Origin of the sequence: Paraglaciecola sp. 2405UD69-4, assembly GCF_047525415.1 — a bacterium.
Lineage (GTDB): Bacteria > Pseudomonadota > Gammaproteobacteria > Enterobacterales > Alteromonadaceae > Paraglaciecola.
The window spans coordinates 422857-438990 of record NZ_JBLIXM010000002.1 but is presented as its reverse complement, the minus strand read 5'-3'; the positions used below and the strand labels follow the sequence as shown (position 1 = coordinate 438990).

Annotated in this window: 14 protein-coding genes; 5 read left to right on the top strand and 9 right to left on the bottom strand. The window is 40.0% G+C overall.

The genetic code is table 11. The features are described 5' to 3' along the window. Nucleotides 1–24: 24 nt before the first annotated feature. A complete protein-coding gene (locus tag ACMUMK_RS08455) occupies nt 25–435 on the bottom strand; it encodes a hypothetical protein (RefSeq protein WP_414700692.1) in 411 nt (136 codons plus the stop codon). Between the two features lie 380 nt (nt 436–815). On the opposite strand from ACMUMK_RS08455, the gene dapB reads away from it, so the two are divergent. The 4 genes from dapB to greA all read left to right on the top strand — a co-directional run bounded on the left by dapB (nt 816) and on the right by greA (nt 6924). Then, nucleotides 816–1619 (top strand): 4-hydroxy-tetrahydrodipicolinate reductase, encoded by an 804-nt coding sequence (dapB, locus tag ACMUMK_RS08450; RefSeq protein WP_414700691.1) that lies wholly within the window; start codon nt 816–818, stop codon nt 1617–1619. 309 nt (nt 1620–1928) lie between these two features. Then, complete coding sequence (gene carA, locus ACMUMK_RS08445) at nt 1929–3074, top strand: glutamine-hydrolyzing carbamoyl-phosphate synthase small subunit (RefSeq protein WP_414700690.1); 1146 nt, start codon at nt 1929–1931, stop codon at nt 3072–3074. Nucleotides 3075–3118: 44 nt separating this feature from the next. After that, nucleotides 3119–6337, top strand: a complete 3219-nt coding sequence (gene carB / locus ACMUMK_RS08440) for a carbamoyl-phosphate synthase large subunit (protein WP_414700689.1) — start codon at nt 3119–3121, stop codon at nt 6335–6337. 110 nt (nt 6338–6447) lie between these two features. Further along, complete coding sequence (gene greA / locus ACMUMK_RS08435; RefSeq protein ID WP_414700688.1) at nt 6448–6924, top strand: transcription elongation factor GreA; 477 nt, start codon at nt 6448–6450, stop codon at nt 6922–6924. A 60-nt stretch (nt 6925–6984) separates the two neighbouring features. Here the strand turns inward: greA and ACMUMK_RS08430 are convergent, their stop codons facing one another. From ACMUMK_RS08430 to ACMUMK_RS08415, 4 genes are all read right to left on the bottom strand, one after another. Further along, a complete protein-coding gene (locus tag ACMUMK_RS08430) occupies nt 6985–7725 on the bottom strand; it encodes an NUDIX domain-containing protein (protein WP_414700687.1) in 741 nt (246 codons plus the stop codon). 11 nt (nt 7726–7736) lie between these two features. Further along, nucleotides 7737–8762, bottom strand: coding sequence for an MBL fold metallo-hydrolase (locus ACMUMK_RS08425; RefSeq protein WP_414700686.1), 1026 nt, complete (start codon nt 8760–8762; stop codon nt 7737–7739). 119 nt (nt 8763–8881) lie between these two features. Further along, the gene (locus tag ACMUMK_RS08420; protein ID WP_414700685.1) at nt 8882–9634 is read right to left on the bottom strand and encodes a TSUP family transporter; all 753 of its coding nucleotides are present in this window, start codon (nt 9632–9634) and stop codon (nt 8882–8884) included. Nucleotides 9635–9638: 4 nt separating this feature from the next. Next, on the bottom strand, nt 9639–10514 hold the full coding sequence (locus tag ACMUMK_RS08415) for an NAD(P)-dependent oxidoreductase (protein ID WP_414700684.1): 876 nt from the start codon (nt 10512–10514) through the stop codon (nt 9639–9641). A 180-nt stretch (nt 10515–10694) separates the two neighbouring features. Here ACMUMK_RS08415 and ACMUMK_RS08410 point away from each other — a divergent pair, with 180 nt between their 5' ends. Next, complete coding sequence (locus tag ACMUMK_RS08410; protein WP_414700683.1) at nt 10695–12062, top strand: PLP-dependent aminotransferase family protein; 1368 nt, start codon at nt 10695–10697, stop codon at nt 12060–12062. Between the two features lie 6 nt (nt 12063–12068). Here the strand turns inward: ACMUMK_RS08410 and lnt are convergent, their stop codons facing one another. The 4 genes from lnt to ACMUMK_RS08390 form a co-directional block, all read right to left on the bottom strand. Beyond that, nucleotides 12069–13595: an apolipoprotein N-acyltransferase gene (gene lnt, locus ACMUMK_RS08405; RefSeq protein ID WP_414701391.1), complete on the bottom strand. Its 1527-nt coding sequence runs from the start codon at nt 13593–13595 to the stop codon at nt 12069–12071. 46 nt (nt 13596–13641) lie between these two features. Continuing rightward, nucleotides 13642–14502 (bottom strand): CNNM family magnesium/cobalt transport protein CorC, encoded by an 861-nt coding sequence (gene corC, locus ACMUMK_RS08400; protein WP_414700682.1) that lies wholly within the window; start codon nt 14500–14502, stop codon nt 13642–13644. Between the two features lie 79 nt (nt 14503–14581). Then, on the bottom strand, nt 14582–15046 hold the full coding sequence (gene ybeY / locus ACMUMK_RS08395) for an rRNA maturation RNase YbeY (protein WP_414701390.1): 465 nt from the start codon (nt 15044–15046) through the stop codon (nt 14582–14584). 35 nt (nt 15047–15081) lie between these two features. Beyond that, complete coding sequence (locus ACMUMK_RS08390) at nt 15082–16125, bottom strand: PhoH family protein (RefSeq protein WP_414700681.1); 1044 nt, start codon at nt 16123–16125, stop codon at nt 15082–15084. Nucleotides 16126–16134: the final 9 nt, after the last annotated feature.

Here is a 16134-nt window from a genome sequence, read left to right as displayed (position 1 = left end):
TAAAGGTGGGCTTGAACGTTTATTTTATAGAGTAAACTTAACGTCTTCTTCTCTAAGTAAATAAAGAGCTAAACAGGCTGCCCACATAGGCCAAGCAGTAAAAAACAATAAATTGTTAAAGCCGTCTATATATTGGTTATATGATGATAAAGTCGATAACCCGTGCATGATAAAAATGATGCCATAGGTAATGCGCTTTTGAATCCCCGCTACAAAGGCTAATACCAAGATAAGTTGCAGAGCCCCTAAAATATAAGCAACTGTATCTGTGGAGCCGCTTATTCCATAGAAGTGTTCAAATATACGAGCACTGTGACCTGGATTATAAAATTTATCTAGCGTCCACATTAGCATAACAATGAACACACCTAAGCGCAGTGAGAAAAGAGACCACTGTAAGCGGTTTTGAAAATCGTTAATTGAAGTGTTAGACATAAACATCCTTACGTTTATTAAAATAGTTATTGAGATAAGCAGGACCGCTAAACCAGATTTTTATTTCAGGATATTTTCAAAGAATATAAATATTTTGGAGAATCATATTCATAGGGCTAAATATTGCTTGATATTTCAATTGCCTGATCTACCAGTTAAATAAACTTATTACACCTCCTGTACTTAAAAGTTTGAATACTCAGTAAAACTTTTGCTTGAGTGTTGTAGTGATAACTACAGATTCGATGAAATTCAATCACTGCTTAACCTAGTAATCTTCTTAGTTATAAAAAAAAGTTAATGCGGCACTTACTGCATAAATATTTGAATTAAGGCACAATTCACCTATAAATTTTTAACGTTAAAGTTATCGGAAAACTATGAGTAATATTGCAATATTTGGGGCGAATGGCCGCATGGGCAGGGTGTTAATAGATGCGGTTAATCAAACTCCTGGGGTGCAACTTTCAGCTGCAGGTGTTAGAGCATCGTCTTCTTTTGTTGGTGTTGATGTGGGAGAGTTGGCTGGCATTGGAAAAGTTGGGCTTGAAGTGACCTCAGACCTATCGGGGTTTTTATCACAAACAGATATATTCATTGATTTTACTTTGCCTTTAGCGCTTGCTGACAACCTAGCGTTTTGTGTCGCTAATAAAAAGCCAGTCGTGATTGGCACCACAGGTTTATCTGAACAGCAAAAACAATTATTAGTAGAGGCTTCTAAGGCTATTCCAGTAGTGTTTGCAGCTAACTTTAGTGTGGGTGTTAACTTGATGCTAAATTTGGTTCGCCAAGCAGCTTCGGTAATGGCTGAAACCGCTGATATTGAAATATTAGAAGCTCACCACAGATTTAAAAAAGATGCGCCTTCAGGTACCGCCGTAGCAATTGGGGAAGCGATTGCAGATGAAATTGGTCGTGACTTATCAAGTTGCGCCGTGTATGGACGAGAAGGCGATACTGGAGAGCGAGACCACAATACAATTGGTTTTGCTACCGTAAGGGCAGGGGATGTAGTTGGAGAGCACACTGCTTTATTTGCGGATATAGGTGAGCGATTAGAGATAACCCACAAAGCCTCCAGCAGATTGACCTTTGCTAAAGGCGCAGTTAAAGCTGCCACTTGGCTAGTTGATAAACCTGCTGGTTTGTACGATATGCAAGATGTATTAGGATTTAAGTAAGCTAAACTGAGTTGCAATCCATAAGGTGCTTAATTGTGATTTTTACCGCTTATGTATAAAAATTATGATTAAAGCCTTATTTATATACATTTTAATAATTGGTCGTAGATCTAAATTGATTCAGCATGTATAATATTGCGAATTTGCCAAAATTTAGTGGAATCGTTTGATTTTCACCCTTTTTAAGTTAGCAAATTGACTAAATATTCATATGAATCATATGTTTGCATAAATTTATTGGGGTGCTGCTAAATATGTCGAAGTGCAGCGCCCTAGGTTAATCCGTTAAAAATAAACCTGGAGGTTGATTTGGCTAATTCCGCCCTATTAGTACTTGAAGATGGCTCGGTCTTTAAAGGTACTGCAATTGGAGCTTCTGGTGTATCGGTGGGGGAGGTTGTATTTAATACCTCTATGACAGGATATCAGGAAATTCTAACTGACCCTTCTTACGCTGAACAAATTGTCACCTTAACTTATCCTCACATTGGTAATACTGGTATCAATCAAGAAGATTGTGAGTCGAATAAAATATGGGCCAAGGGCCTGATTATTCGAGATTTACCTTTGATCGTTAGTAACTTCCGCAGTGAAAAAAGTCTTTCTGAATATCTAGAAGATAACAATATTTTAGGCATTGCTGATATCGATACCCGCAGGCTTACACGCATTTTACGTGATAAGGGTGCTCAAAATGGTTGCATTATCGCAAGTCACACTTTAGATGAACTGGCATTAGACGAAACAGAAGCGCTCGCTAAAGCCAAAGCTTTTGCTGGTTTAAAAGGCATGGACTTAGCAAAAGAAGTTACCTGTGAAGAAAGCTACGACTGGACTGATGGAAGTTGGCAATTAGGTAACGGCTATGTGACGGGGCAGAATACTGCAGATTTTCATGTGGTGGCATACGATTACGGTGTAAAACGTAATATCTTAAGAATGTTAGCTGACCGTGGTTGTAAATTGACAGTTGTTCCTGCAAAAACAACGGCTGAAGAAGTTCTAGCCTTAAAACCTGACGGCGTATTTTTATCAAATGGCCCCGGTGATCCAGAACCTTGCGATTACGCAATTGACGCTATTTCTAAATTGTTAGAAACCAATATTCCAATTTTTGGAATTTGTTTAGGCCATCAATTATTGGCGCTGGCGAGTGGGGCTAAAACCATCAAAATGAAGTTTGGTCATCACGGTGCTAACCACCCAGTAAAAGACCTTAAAGGCAATAGAGTGATGATCACCAGTCAAAACCATGGCTTTGCTGTTGATGAGAATGACTTGCCAAGTCATTTAGAAGTGACCCATGTGTCTTTATTCGATAAATCTTTACAAGGTATACATCGCACGGATAAGCCTGCGTTTAGTTTTCAGGGGCACCCTGAAGCAAGCCCTGGGCCTCATGATGCCGCGCCATTGTTCGACCATTTTATTGAGTTGATGCAGCAAGCTAAATAGCACGCCATTTTAACAGCACCAAATTTTATAGAGTAATTAGTGATATGCCAAAACGTACTGACTTAAAAAGCATCTTAATAATAGGCGCTGGGCCAATTGTTATCGGTCAAGCTTGTGAATTTGACTATTCAGGTGCTCAAGCCTGTAAAGCCCTCCGTGAAGAAGGATATAGAGTTATATTAGTTAACTCTAATCCTGCCACTATAATGACTGATCCTGAAATGGCTGATGCGACTTACATTGAGCCTATTCACTGGGAAGTTGTAAGAAAAATCATTGAAAAAGAACGCCCTGATGCAGTGCTGCCTACTATGGGTGGACAGACTGCTCTTAACTGTGCCTTAGATTTGAACAAGCACGGTGTATTGGAAGAGTTTGGTGTTGAAATGATTGGTGCAACAGCAGACGCCATTGATAAAGCTGAAGACAGAGAACGCTTTGATAAAGCAATGAAGTCTATTGGCCTTGAGTGTCCTAGAGCTGAAATTGCACACACCCTAGAACAAGCATTTGACGTAAGTACTCGAATTGGCTTCCCTTGTATTATTAGACCATCTTTTACCATGGGTGGTTCTGGTGGTGGGATTGCTTATAACAAGCAAGAGTTTGAGGAAATCTGTGTTCGAGGTTTAGATTTGTCTCCAACTTCAGAACTATTAATTGATGAGTCATTAATAGGGTGGAAAGAATATGAGATGGAAGTTGTTAGAGATAAAGCAGACAACTGTATCATTGTTTGTACTATAGAAAACTTCGATCCAATGGGAGTACACACAGGTGACTCTATTACCGTTGCACCAGCACAAACGCTAACAGATAAAGAGTTCCAAATTATGCGTAACGCAGCCATAGCTGTCTTACGTGAAATCGGCGTTGAAACTGGTGGTTCAAACGTTCAGTTTGGGGTTGACCCTAAAACTGGTCGTTTAGTGATTATAGAGATGAACCCTAGGGTTTCTCGCTCTTCTGCTCTTGCTTCAAAGGCGACGGGCTTCCCAATCGCTAAAGTAGCTGCAAAACTTGCGGTGGGTTACACCTTAGATGAGTTAGCAAATGATATTACGGGTGGTTTAACACCTGCGTCATTTGAACCGACTATCGATTATGTTGTGACCAAAATTCCTCGATTTAACTTTGAAAAGTTTGCCGGTGCTAATGACCGCTTGACCACACAAATGAAGTCTGTGGGTGAGGTAATGTCTATTGGTCGAAATCAACAAGAATCGCTACAAAAAGCCTTAAGAGGTCTTGAAGTAGGGGTGAATGGTTTAGACTCAATCATAGATATAAATTCACCTGACGCTAGAAATATCATAATACGTGAATTAAGAGAGCCTGGTGCTGAACGTATTTGGTACATCGCAGATGCAATGCGTATGGGGATGTCAGTTGATGAAATCTTTAACCTTACCAATGTAGATAGATGGTACTTAGTACAGATTGAAGAGCTGGTTATACTTGAGCAAAAATTAATAGAGATAGGCTTGTCTGGTATCGATAGCCAGTTAATGACAAGTTTAAAACGTAAAGGTTTTGCTGACTCAAGAATTGCTGAGTTGACCGGTGTTGACGAAGTTGATGTTCGCGATGTTCGTAGAGGTTTTGATATTCACCCTGTTTATAAGCGTGTTGATACCTGTGCTGCTGAGTTTTCGTCAGATACTGCTTACATGTATTCTACCTATGATGAAGAGTGTGAAGCTAACCCATCAGACAAAGACAAAATTATGGTCATTGGTGGTGGTCCTAACCGAATTGGTCAAGGCATAGAATTTGATTATTGCTGTGTACACGCTGCATTAGCTATGCGCGAAGATGGCTATGAAACCATTATGGTAAACTGTAATCCAGAGACAGTATCTACGGATTATGACACGTCTGACCGTTTGTATTTTGAATCGGTTACCTTAGAAGATGTACTTGAGATTGTTCGAATAGAAAAACCAAAAGGCGTGATCGTGCAATATGGTGGTCAAACCCCGCTTAAATTAGCGCGGGATCTTGAAGCTGCCGGTGTCCCTATTATTGGTACTTCTCCGGATGCAATTGATAAAGCAGAAGACCGTGAGCGTTTCCAAAAAATGGTCAACAAGCTAAACCTTAAGCAGCCTGCAAATGCCACCGTAAGTAATATGGAACAGGCTTTAATCGCAGCTGAGAAAATTGGTTTCCCATTGGTTGTTCGTCCGTCCTATGTACTCGGTGGACGTGCTATGGAAATAGTCTACGAACTTAACGACCTTAAACGCTACTTGAATAACGCAGTGAAAGTATCTAACGACTCTCCAGTACTACTGGACCGTTTCTTAGATGATGCAATTGAAGTTGACGTAGACGCCATTAGTGACGGTAAAGATGTCATTATTGGTGGCATTATGGAGCATATTGAACAAGCTGGGGTTCACTCTGGTGATTCGGCATGTTCATTGCCTTCTTATTCACTAAGCTCTGAAATTCAAGACGTTATGCGCAAGCAAGTAAAAGCCATGGCGATAGAATTAGGCGTAATTGGCTTAATGAATACTCAGTTTGCGGTTAAAGATGGTCAAGTATATTTGATTGAAGTTAACCCAAGAGCTGCTCGTACTGTTCCTTTCGTTTCTAAAGCAACGGGTATTCCTTTAGCTAAGATTGGTGCCAGAGCTATGGCGGGTCAGTCGTTAGCGTCTCAAGGAATTACCAAAGAAATTATTCCACCTTTTTACTCAGTTAAAGAAGTGGTGTTGCCTTTTGCTAAGTTCCAAGGGGTGGATCCTTTACTTGGACCAGAAATGCGTTCAACGGGTGAAGTCATGGGCGTTGGAGAAAGCTTTGAAGAGGCATATGCCAAAGCTAATCTAGGCGCCAGTCAGCCTATTCCTACTGGAGGTAAAGCCCTTTTATCTGTGCGTTTGAACGACCGTAACCGCGTTATCGAGTTGGCTCAAATTATGATTGCTAAAGGGTTTACCCTTGAAGCGACAAAAGGTACAGCTAGGGTGTTAACGAATGTTGGTATCCCTTGTAGTGTGGTTAATAAGCTAAGCGAAGGGCGTCCAAACATAGTTGATGCTATTAAAAATGGTGAGTATTGCTATATAGTTAATACAACAGAAGGCCGTCAAGCCATTGATGATTCTGTTTATATCCGTAAGGAGGCTTTGTTGAATAAAGTTTCTTACACCACCACTATGAATGCGGCATTTGCCACAGTAAATGCCAATAAGGCAGACGACAAAGCAAGAGTGACCTCGGTTCAAGAGCTTCACAAACGCATCCATTAACCCTCACATATAATATGGCTAGATGTTTAAGTGTTGAATTTAAGCATTTAGCCCATATTGTTTAGATATAGTTTTATCTAGTAAATAACAAAAATAAGAGAGTTGTTGATATGACCCAATATCCAATGACAGCGAAAGGCGCAGATTTACTGCGTGAAGAGTTGAAATATTTAAAGTCTGTGAAAAGACCTGAAATTGTTAAGGCAATAGCAGAAGCTCGTGAGCACGGTGATTTGAAGGAAAATGCCGAGTATCATGCGGCCCGAGAGCAACAAAGCTTTTGTGAAGGGCGTATACAGGATATCGAAGGTAAGCTTTCTAATGTCCAAATTATTGATGTCACTAAGATGACTAATAACGGTAAAGTTATTTTCGGTACCACAGTGACCATTATAAATATGGATACTGATGAAGAGATAACCTACCGTATAGTGGGTGAAGATGAAGCAGATATTAAGAATAATCTTATTTCAGTTGGATCACCTATTGCTCGAGGGTTAATCGGAAAATCTCTTGATGATGTGGTCACAATACAAACGCCTAAAGGCTCAATTGAGTTTGAAATTTCAGAAGTAGAATATATTTAAATTAGGCTTTTAATAGCGAGTTGAGAACGGGGCCTAAGGCCCCGTTTTTTATGTTTAGATTTATGACTGGCTTAAAAATACCTCATGCTTAAGGGTTGAAAACTGCGACAAATCTAAAGAAGACTTAGTAAGCCCTGAGGTGTTAAGTAGAGACTTAACCAAATACTTATTAAATGGACTATTGTTGTTATCCACTAAATAGTCAATTGGTGATACCCATTTAGCATCATCTATTTCAAGGGGATCTTGAATATCTATGCTAGTGGTTTCTGGGAGTAGTTTGCAAATTACATAAATATTGGATTTTCCAAATCTATATGGATGTGTACTAGCCATACCTAGAATACTATCAAAATGTGCCTTTATTCCGGTTTCTTCGAATACTTCTCGTATAACGGCATCTTCAATTTTTTCGCCTAATTCTACATGCCCACCAGGAAGTTTATAGTTAGAAGCTCCATGCTCTCTAATAACGAGAATATCGCCATGCTCGTTTTGAACTAAACCGCCTGCGCCAATTGAGTGAGTGGGTACAAAGGGCGCAAAATCTTCTGGCTTAGATTTATAGATTAGGGTTACTTGATCAGGTAAACAGTTATGAAATGTAAAACCTTGCTCTGTAGCAACAGCAATTAGATGAGACAGTGTTATATCTAAGGTAAGCCAAACAACGGCTTTATTTTGCTGTTTAGTGTGCTGTAAAAGTGCATTTAACTGTTGTGAAAAGCTCTTAATGTCTTGAGGAATGTGCTTGGTGTCTACAATGACACCATTAAACTGATTGTATTCAAACGCTAACAAAAAAATCTCACTTATTTTAGGGTGAAAATAAACTGCCCCTCAGCATTAATGTGTCGACTACATTCACCTGTAAAGTACAAATAGTTAAGGTGTGCAAATGACTCTGCAATGGCAAAGTATATGTTACGTGAGTTTAGCTTACGCTTAAACAATACCGGCAAACATTGTTCAATGGTTTTGCCCTGTTGACAGAAGACTCTTAGGTTGTCTAGATGCTCGTGGTGGTGATTAATAAGCTCGTTGACTCTAGTGTGTAATCCATAAAATGGTTGCTTATGGGAAGGAAGAACCAAAGCATCACTGGGTAATTCTGTAAATTGCGGTAACGTATCGAGATACTGTTTTAAAGGGTTAGCGTTTGGTTCGGTATTATAAACCCCAATATTAGGGGATATATGGGGCAACACATGGTCACCAGAAATTAAAATATTGCTGTTAGCATTATACAAGCTTACATGCTCTGGAGAATGTCCTTTACCTATAATCACCAGCCAATTTTCATTATCTATTGTTAGAGTGTCGCCTGCACTTAGCCTAGTGAACTGTAGTGGAATTGGTTTAACTAGACTTCCTATCCCTTTGCTCCTTTGTCTATTTTTCTGAGCTTCTGTAAGTTCTTTTTTAGACATACCGCACCTAACTAAGTACTCTTGGTCTTGCCAGTCTGAAGCGCCTCGAGGGCCTGCTGAAATTGCACGACCAACAAAATACTCATCATGGCTCATATAAAAAGGTACTCGAAATTTTTCGACTAAGTATCCAGCCATACCTATATGATCTGGGTGCATATGGGTAACAATTACTTTTGTTATTGGTGTGTCTAAGGCGCTAATGATTTGCTCCCAGAGCGTTTCGGTTTGTTTGGTTCCAATTCCTGTGTCTACTAGGGCAAAGCCATCCTCACCGTCTTTAATTAGATAAAGATTGATATGGTCAAGGTCAAAAGGTAGAGGCATACGTAGCCAAAATACTCCTTGGGCAACTTCTACTAGTTCTCCTGCATTAGGTATTGCTAAGTTTAGGTAGCTTATTGACAACTTGATTACCCCGTTAAAACTTGAACATAGTGGATTCTGTTGTTCATTAAACGCAAAAATCCTAAAAACTGCCAAGTAACATTATGTATTAACGAATATCAAGATCATGAATGAAGGGCTCAGTCCATGGAAGCTAGATATTTTATTAACATGCAAGAAGACATTAATACGATAAGAACTCTTAGGTAAATTGGATTAATTTTAAATAGGAGATGAGAGCCTAACCAAGCTCCAATAAATTGCCCTAACATCATAAGTAGGCCGATTGACCATAAAAGGTTATCTGTAGCAATGAATACCAATAAGGAGGCTAGATTGGTAGAAAAGTTGAGGGGTTTAGCCATAGCTGTTGATACCACTAAATCATACCCTCTACATTTTATGTTGGCTAAGGCAAAAAATGAGCCCGTACCCGGGCCAAACATACCGTCGTAAAAGCCTATACAAGGTAATACGCCGCTTTTATAAGTTTTGTAGGAAACCTGAGGTTCGCTAACTTTAGGGGTGGGAGATACCAGAAAAATTATAGCGATGCAGGCTAACACTAATGGAATTAAAAAGGATAGCGCGCTGGTATTGATAAATAACACTGCAATAGAACCCAACGACGCTCCAATAAAGGTAGGTAACATCAAAGGCTTTATTGTTGGCCAGTGAATATTCCTCTTCTTGATAAGAATGAAACTCGCCGTGGCTGTGCCTATGGCCCCTTGAAGTTTGTTGGTTCCTATAGCAACTAGTGGGTTTACACCCGATAACATAAGAACGGGGAGGGTGATTAATCCGCCCCCTCCAGCTAATGTATCAAGTAACCCAGCCACTAAAGCAACGACAAACAACAAGCATATTAACCCTATAGTGATATGTTCCATTAAATTAAGACTGATCCTTAGACATGATTGACTTCACTAATATTGAGGTATCACAACGATTGTAACCTTGCTTTTGAAGTTGCTCGTAGGATGCATCTACAAGTTTGACTAGTGGGGTATCTATTCCTAATTGCTGCGCTTGATTAAGGCAAATATTAAGATCTTTTCTCATCCAGTCTATTGCAAAGCCAAAATCAAACTTATCCATCGATATGGTTTCTGTTCTTTGTTCTAATTGCCAAGACTGTGCTGCTCCATGTTTCAAAACATCTTTAACTTGTACTAAATCTAAACCTGATTGCTTGGCTAACGCTAAGCCTTCAGACATGCCTTGTAATATTCCTGCTATGCAAATTTGATTCACCATTTTACAGGTTTGACCGGCACCTACTGCTCCTAAGAGGTTGATACTTTGAGCATAACAAGACAAGGCACTGTGTACTTTCTCAAGGCTCTGCTTATCGCCACCTACCATAATAGTTAGCTCACCTTTTTGCGCTCCAATTTCACCACCAGAAACCGGTGCATCTAAAAAGCGTTGATCTTGTAATGGCAGCGCGGCGGCAATTTCTTTCGCAACTTCTACAGAAGTGGTTGTGTGATCTATCAATATCCCATTAGGAGCTAAACCGGTTAAGACGCCATCAGGTCCAAAACATACTTCTCTTAGGTCGTTATCGTTGCCGACGCATAACATCACAATTTCTGCCTGTTCGCAGGCCTCTTTGGGCGTCTGAGCTACTTTTCCTTTGTATTGTTGTTGCCAGGCTAGTGACTTTGACATAGTCCTATTAAATACTGTGGTATCCAAACCGTTTAACTGTAAATGCCCAGCCATGGGATAACCCATAGTACCTAAACCAATAAAGGCTACTTTCATTTTTAGCTCCATAAAACATAATGAGTTGATGGTTGGAATTACATCAAATTATTATCTCCCAATATAGATAAATAGCGCCTTTAACTAGGTTAATTAGCCAATTTATAACTAGCCCTAGCTGATTGGTTAGTACAATTGCTATTATTGTACTAATTTTTTGGTTTTGTTGGGCTTATAAACATGTGGGACTGGATACAAGGCATTGATTTGAAAAGCAAAGGCTCGCCTTTTGTTTATCAAATTATATATAACAGGCTTGAGTCCGCTATTTTATCTGGTGTGTTAAAAGCAGGTGATAAACTGCCACCCCAAAGGCAGTTGGCCGAGAGGCTGAATATCGCGCTTGCAACTGTCACTAGGGTGTACAAGGTGGCGGAGAAACAGGGCTTGCTGTCAGCCAAAGTAGGGAAGGGCAGCTTTGTATCTACTATGCCTTTGTTATCCCATGCTATCAGTGCAAAGGAAAATCAATGTATTAACCTTTCAATTATTAAACCACAAGTGGCAGTGTCTGAGTCTATGTTAAAGACGCACTTAGGTGAGCTAGTTGCCCATACAGACTTAGCTAAATTAATGGATTACAACACAGAGGGCGGGAGCTTAACGGATCAACAGGCGGCGCGGCTATGGTTAACCAGTCTTGGTGTAACGCTCACCGATAAGGTGATTAATATTTGCAGTGGCGCGCAACATGGTTTGACTGTTTTACTTAATTGTATGAGTAATTATGGTGACTGTATTGCTGTAGAAGAGCTTTGTTACCCGGGGATTATTTCTGCAGCCAATCAGCTAGGGCGAGTGCTAGTGCCCATAAAGATGGATAGCCAAGGAATGTGTCCTGAGTCTCTATGTAAGGCCTGTGAGGAGCATGATATTAAAATGGTTATATTAGTTGCATCTCACCAAAATCCCACTAGCCGGGTAATGCCAAAAAGCAGAAGAGCAGCAATCGCTAAAATTGTTTCAGAGCAAGAGCTTTGGTTAGTAGACGATGATGTGTATGGTTTTCTCAGTCCAGAGCTTGAGCCTATATCTAACTTAATTCCCCATAGAAGTTTCTATTTAAACAGCCTTTCAAAGTCTGTGTTACCCGGCCTTAGAGTTGGCTACTTGGTGGCACCTGAGAGCTTTAAACATCAAATATCTGGAGAAATACGCAATAGTATTTGGATGCCCGTACCTTTAACTTTGGCATTAGCGTCAAAGTTAATATTGTCAGGGGCAGTAAACGAAGCTCAAGAGCAACAAATAGAAATAGCGTGTCGACGTCAGCGTTTAGCGAAACGAATTTTAAAAGACTGTCAGTATGAGTCTCAAGAAAATGGTTATCATATTTGGTTAATATTGCCACCAAGTTGGGGTAGTGCTGCTTTTTGTAGCGCCTTAAAAAAGCGAGGGGTAATGGTCACTAGTGCTGAATACTTTGAAAGTAGAAGTAGTAAAAGTACTAACGGCGTAAGAATTTCTTTAATGTCACCAAGCTCTGATGATGAGCTAAGTTTTGCTTTGCATATAACAGCTAAACTTATTCAAACCAGCTTTGATTAATAAGGATTATGTATTCTGGGCAGGGGCTCTTTTCACTCGTTTTTGCTGGAATCCAAATGCAAAGATCACTAAAGCGAAACACCAAATTGGAATGTTTCCGAAGGTTCGATACGGCGTGTCACCCGAGACTTGTTTAATTTGATCACTTAATACGCCAGCCTCGAACTGAGGTAAACGGCTTTGGATCTCACCTGTATGATCAATAAAGGCAGTGATACCATTGTTAGTGGCTCTTAGTACTGGCAATCCAAACTCTTTAGCTCTGACTTGTGCTATTTCTAAATGTTGATCAGGGCCATGAGAGTGACCAAACCAAGCATCGTTACTTACTGTTACTATAAAATCTGTATTGTGATACAAGTTGGCGGATATTTGACTAGGGAAAGCTATTTCAAAACATATTGCAGGGGCCAAATGATAACCTTTAGCCAAGAGGTTATCTTGTTGATAACTTCCACGGCTAAATGAAGACATAGGTAAATCAAAGATAGGTGCAATGCCTCTTATCCAGTCTTCAAAGGGGATAAACTCACCTATTGGCAATAAATGGTGTTTTGCAAAGCGGTTGTTATGTAAATAATGGTACTGGCCTTTTCCAATGCTATCGTTTTGCTGTGAGGGCTCATGCTTTAACCCCAAGCCGATTAAGTTATTGTATGCCTCTCTGGTTTCAAAATTGTAATTTACTATGCCTGTAATTAATCCAGCACCATGCTTTGCTGCTAGGTTATCAATGTTCGATAGGTAATCTTGTGCAATGGGTTCGAGTTTAGGAATAGCCGCTTCTGGCCAAATAATAATGTCGCTTTGCCAATGGTCTGATGTAAGCCTTTGATACTTTTCCATGGTTGGTTGGTCTTGCTCGGGAGTCCAGCGTAGGGCTTGTTCAATGTTTCCCTGTACCATAGAGACATTAACCACCTCGCCAGTTGGCTTAGCCCATTGATAGTTATTTAATACGCTTCCAGATATCAATACAGTGCTTGCTAGTATTAACCCTTGCAGCCATTTTTTTTGGGGTATCAAAATGGCAAGTGAGGTGCAAAGTAAAACGAGTAAAGTGCTTACGCCCACTTCACCTATCACCGCAAACCAACCAGCGAGGGGGCTTGATAATTGTGAATAGCCTAGTGATAACCATGGAAAGCCAGTAAAGAGCCAGCCTCTTAGGGTTTCAAAGGTTAGCCAAATTAACGGCAACACCGCAGGCCAAAGTCTACTTGTAAAATACCTTGTAAGGATCAAACTTGCGAATGCAGGGTAAAGAGCTAGGTAACTGCAAAGTAAAACCATTAGGCCAATTGATGCGATTAAAGGAAGGCCACCGAAATCAGCAATACTGACATGTACCCAGCTTATTCCTGCCCCAAACCAACCTAAACCAAATGCAAACCCAAGTTTAAAGCCTTGTTTTTTATCTGCTAGTGATAGCAGGTAAATAAACCCTGATAAACTCAGCAGCATAAGCCACCACAGTGAAAACGGGGCATAACTAAAGGTTAAACTTATGCCTAAAACAAAAGCGAGAAACATCTTTAGTTTGAAAGGGATGCTCTCTGCTTTTGACAAGACGTTTTGATTAACCTTCATCTTCAGGCAGGGTTACCTTTAATTGTAGGAGTCTACGTTTATCTGAGTTGGTAACTTTAAACTGGATGTCTTTTATTGTTACTTCTTCATCCCTTTGTGGCATGTGCCCAAATGCTTTTAGAACAATACCACCAATGGTATCTGCATCTTCTTCATTAAACTGAGTTTCAAAAAACTTATTAAAGTCTTCTAATGAAGTTAATGCTTTTACTGAGTAGGTGTACTTATTTAGCGGACGAATGCCATCGAATTCACTTTCTTCAACGTCATGCTCGTCTTCGATTTCGCCAACAATCAGCTCTAGAATATCTTCAATGGTGACTAATCCAGACACACCGCCATACTCATCAACAACAATCGCCATATGATAACGTTTTTGTCTGAATTCTTTTAATAAGACATCAACTCGTTTACTTTCAGGAACAATAACAGCGGGGCGTAGAATATTTTTTAATTCGAATTCTTTACCCGGAATAAAAGCATATTCTAGTAAATCTTTCGCAAGTAAAATGCCTTCAATATGATCTTTATCTTCGTTAATAACGGGAAAGCGAGAGTGGGCAGACTCAAGTAAAATTGGAAGAAACTCTTCCACACTTTGGTCTATCTCAATGGTTTTCATTTGCGCCCGTGGGATCATGATATCCCTTACGCGCATTTCACTAACCTCCATGACTCCTTCGATCATTTCCTTAGTTTCAGGATTAATGACCTCACGTTGCTCAGCCTCAGCTATGACGCCAAACAACTCTTCCTTATTTTGCGGCTCTCCCGTGAAGGTCTGGACTATTTTGTCTATCCAGCCTTTATTGGCAGAACCGTTTGTAGACGGGGGATTATCTTCGCTCATGATCTCGTTAATATTTAAAGTTTATGTAATGTGTAAACGGGTAACTGAAAATCAGTTTACCGAATTTAGACCTGCATCATTAATGATCTTGGTAGGGGTCGTCAATGGCTAATTGCTTTAAAATGGCAATTTCTAACCCTTCCATTTCGTTCGCTTCGCCATCTTCTATATGGTCATAGCCAAGTAAATGCAAGCAGCCATGTATGATCATATGTGCCCAATGATCAAGATTCGCTTTATTTTGCTGTGTTGCTTCTGCCTCTACCACTTGGCTGCAAATTACTAAATCACCTAGTAATGGGGGCATATCGCCTTGTTGGTTAGCCTCATCATGAATCATTATTTCAGGCATTTCGAATGGAAAAGACAGCACATTTGTGGGCTTGTCTTTTCCTCTAAACTCAAAATTTAGGGCCTGACTTTCTTGGGTGTCTACCAAACGTACAGTGATTTCTTGGTTTGATAAATTTTGATGTGCTAATACGGTATCTAGCCATAACTGAATATTGCGCTCTGAAGGAATAGCTTCAGAGGTGGTAGCCATTTGTAAATCTAGAATAGCGGTCACTGGGCTTTCACTTATTGATTGTCCTGCTGTTTCGCCAAGGCTTCTTGTTGTGCTTTTTTCTCTAGGCGTTCTTTTTCCTTTTGACCTTCATACTCTTCGTATGCGGTAACGATTCTGGCTACCACAGGATGACGAACAACATCACCTGCACTGAAAAAGTTAAATGAAATATCATTAACGTCTTTAAGCACCTCAATAGCGTGCCTTAGGCCAGAGCGCATACCTCTAGGTAAGTCAACTTGGGTAATGTCACCTGTTATTACCGCTTGTGAGTTGAAACCAATACGGGTTAAGAACATTTTCATTTGTTCTACAGTGGTGTTTTGGCTTTCATCTAAAATAATGAAGGCATCATTTAAGGTTCGTCCACGCATGTAGGCTAGGGGAGCCACTTCAATGACATTGCGCTCAATTAGTTTTTCTACTTTTTCGAAACCTAACATTTCGAATAGGGCGTCATATAAAGGTCTTAGGTATGGATCAACCTTTTGTGATAAGTCACCTGGTAAAAAACCTAACTTTTCGCCTGCTTCTACTGCAGGTCGAGTGAGTAAAATTCTGCGTATTTCTTGCCTTTCAAGCGCTTCAACGGCACAAGCTACCGCTAAGTAAGTTTTACCGGTTCCTGCGGGCCCTACACCAAAGCTAATATCATGATTCATAATATTAGCAACATACTGAGACTGATTTGGGTTACGTGGTTTGATTACACCCCGTTTTGTTTTTATATGGACTTCTTTGCCGTAGTGACCAGCTTCAGCTCTTTCAAGACACTTTGACTCTTGTATAGCTAAATGTACTTTATCAGGCTGAATGTCCGGAATTTCACCTCTAACAGGTTGAGTTTCTAAATACAGTAATTTCAGTAGCTCCACTGCACCACTAGATTGCTGGGATTGTCCTGTTACTTTAAATTCGTTATTTCGGTAGGTGATTTCTACCCCTAAACGACGTTCTATTTGTTTAATGTTGTCATCAAATGGACCACATAAACTTGATAGACGTTTATGGTCAGACGGCTCTAATAAAAATTCACTACTGGTAAGTTTGCTCAAGTATGTACT

Coding starts and splice junctions, on each gene's coding strand:
- ACMUMK_RS08420 (WP_414700685.1), bottom strand. CDS start 9,634: ATGGAACATATCACTATAGGGTTAATATGCTTGTTGTTTGTCGTTGCT.
- ACMUMK_RS08410 (WP_414700683.1), top strand. CDS start 10,695: ATGTGGGACTGGATACAAGGCATTGATTTGAAAAGCAAAGGCTCGCCT.
- dapB (WP_414700691.1), top strand. CDS start 816: ATGAGTAATATTGCAATATTTGGGGCGAATGGCCGCATGGGCAGGGTG.
- corC (WP_414700682.1), bottom strand. CDS start 14,502: ATGAGCGAAGATAATCCCCCGTCTACAAACGGTTCTGCCAATAAAGGC.
- greA (WP_414700688.1), top strand. CDS start 6,448: ATGACCCAATATCCAATGACAGCGAAAGGCGCAGATTTACTGCGTGAA.
- lnt (WP_414701391.1), bottom strand. CDS start 13,595: ATGTTTCTCGCTTTTGTTTTAGGCATAAGTTTAACCTTTAGTTATGCC.
- ACMUMK_RS08415 (WP_414700684.1), bottom strand. CDS start 10,514: ATGAAAGTAGCCTTTATTGGTTTAGGTACTATGGGTTATCCCATGGCT.
- ACMUMK_RS08455 (WP_414700692.1), bottom strand. CDS start 435: ATGTCTAACACTTCAATTAACGATTTTCAAAACCGCTTACAGTGGTCT.
- carB (WP_414700689.1), top strand. CDS start 3,119: ATGCCAAAACGTACTGACTTAAAAAGCATCTTAATAATAGGCGCTGGG.
- ybeY (WP_414701390.1), bottom strand. CDS start 15,046: ATGGCTACCACCTCTGAAGCTATTCCTTCAGAGCGCAATATTCAGTTA.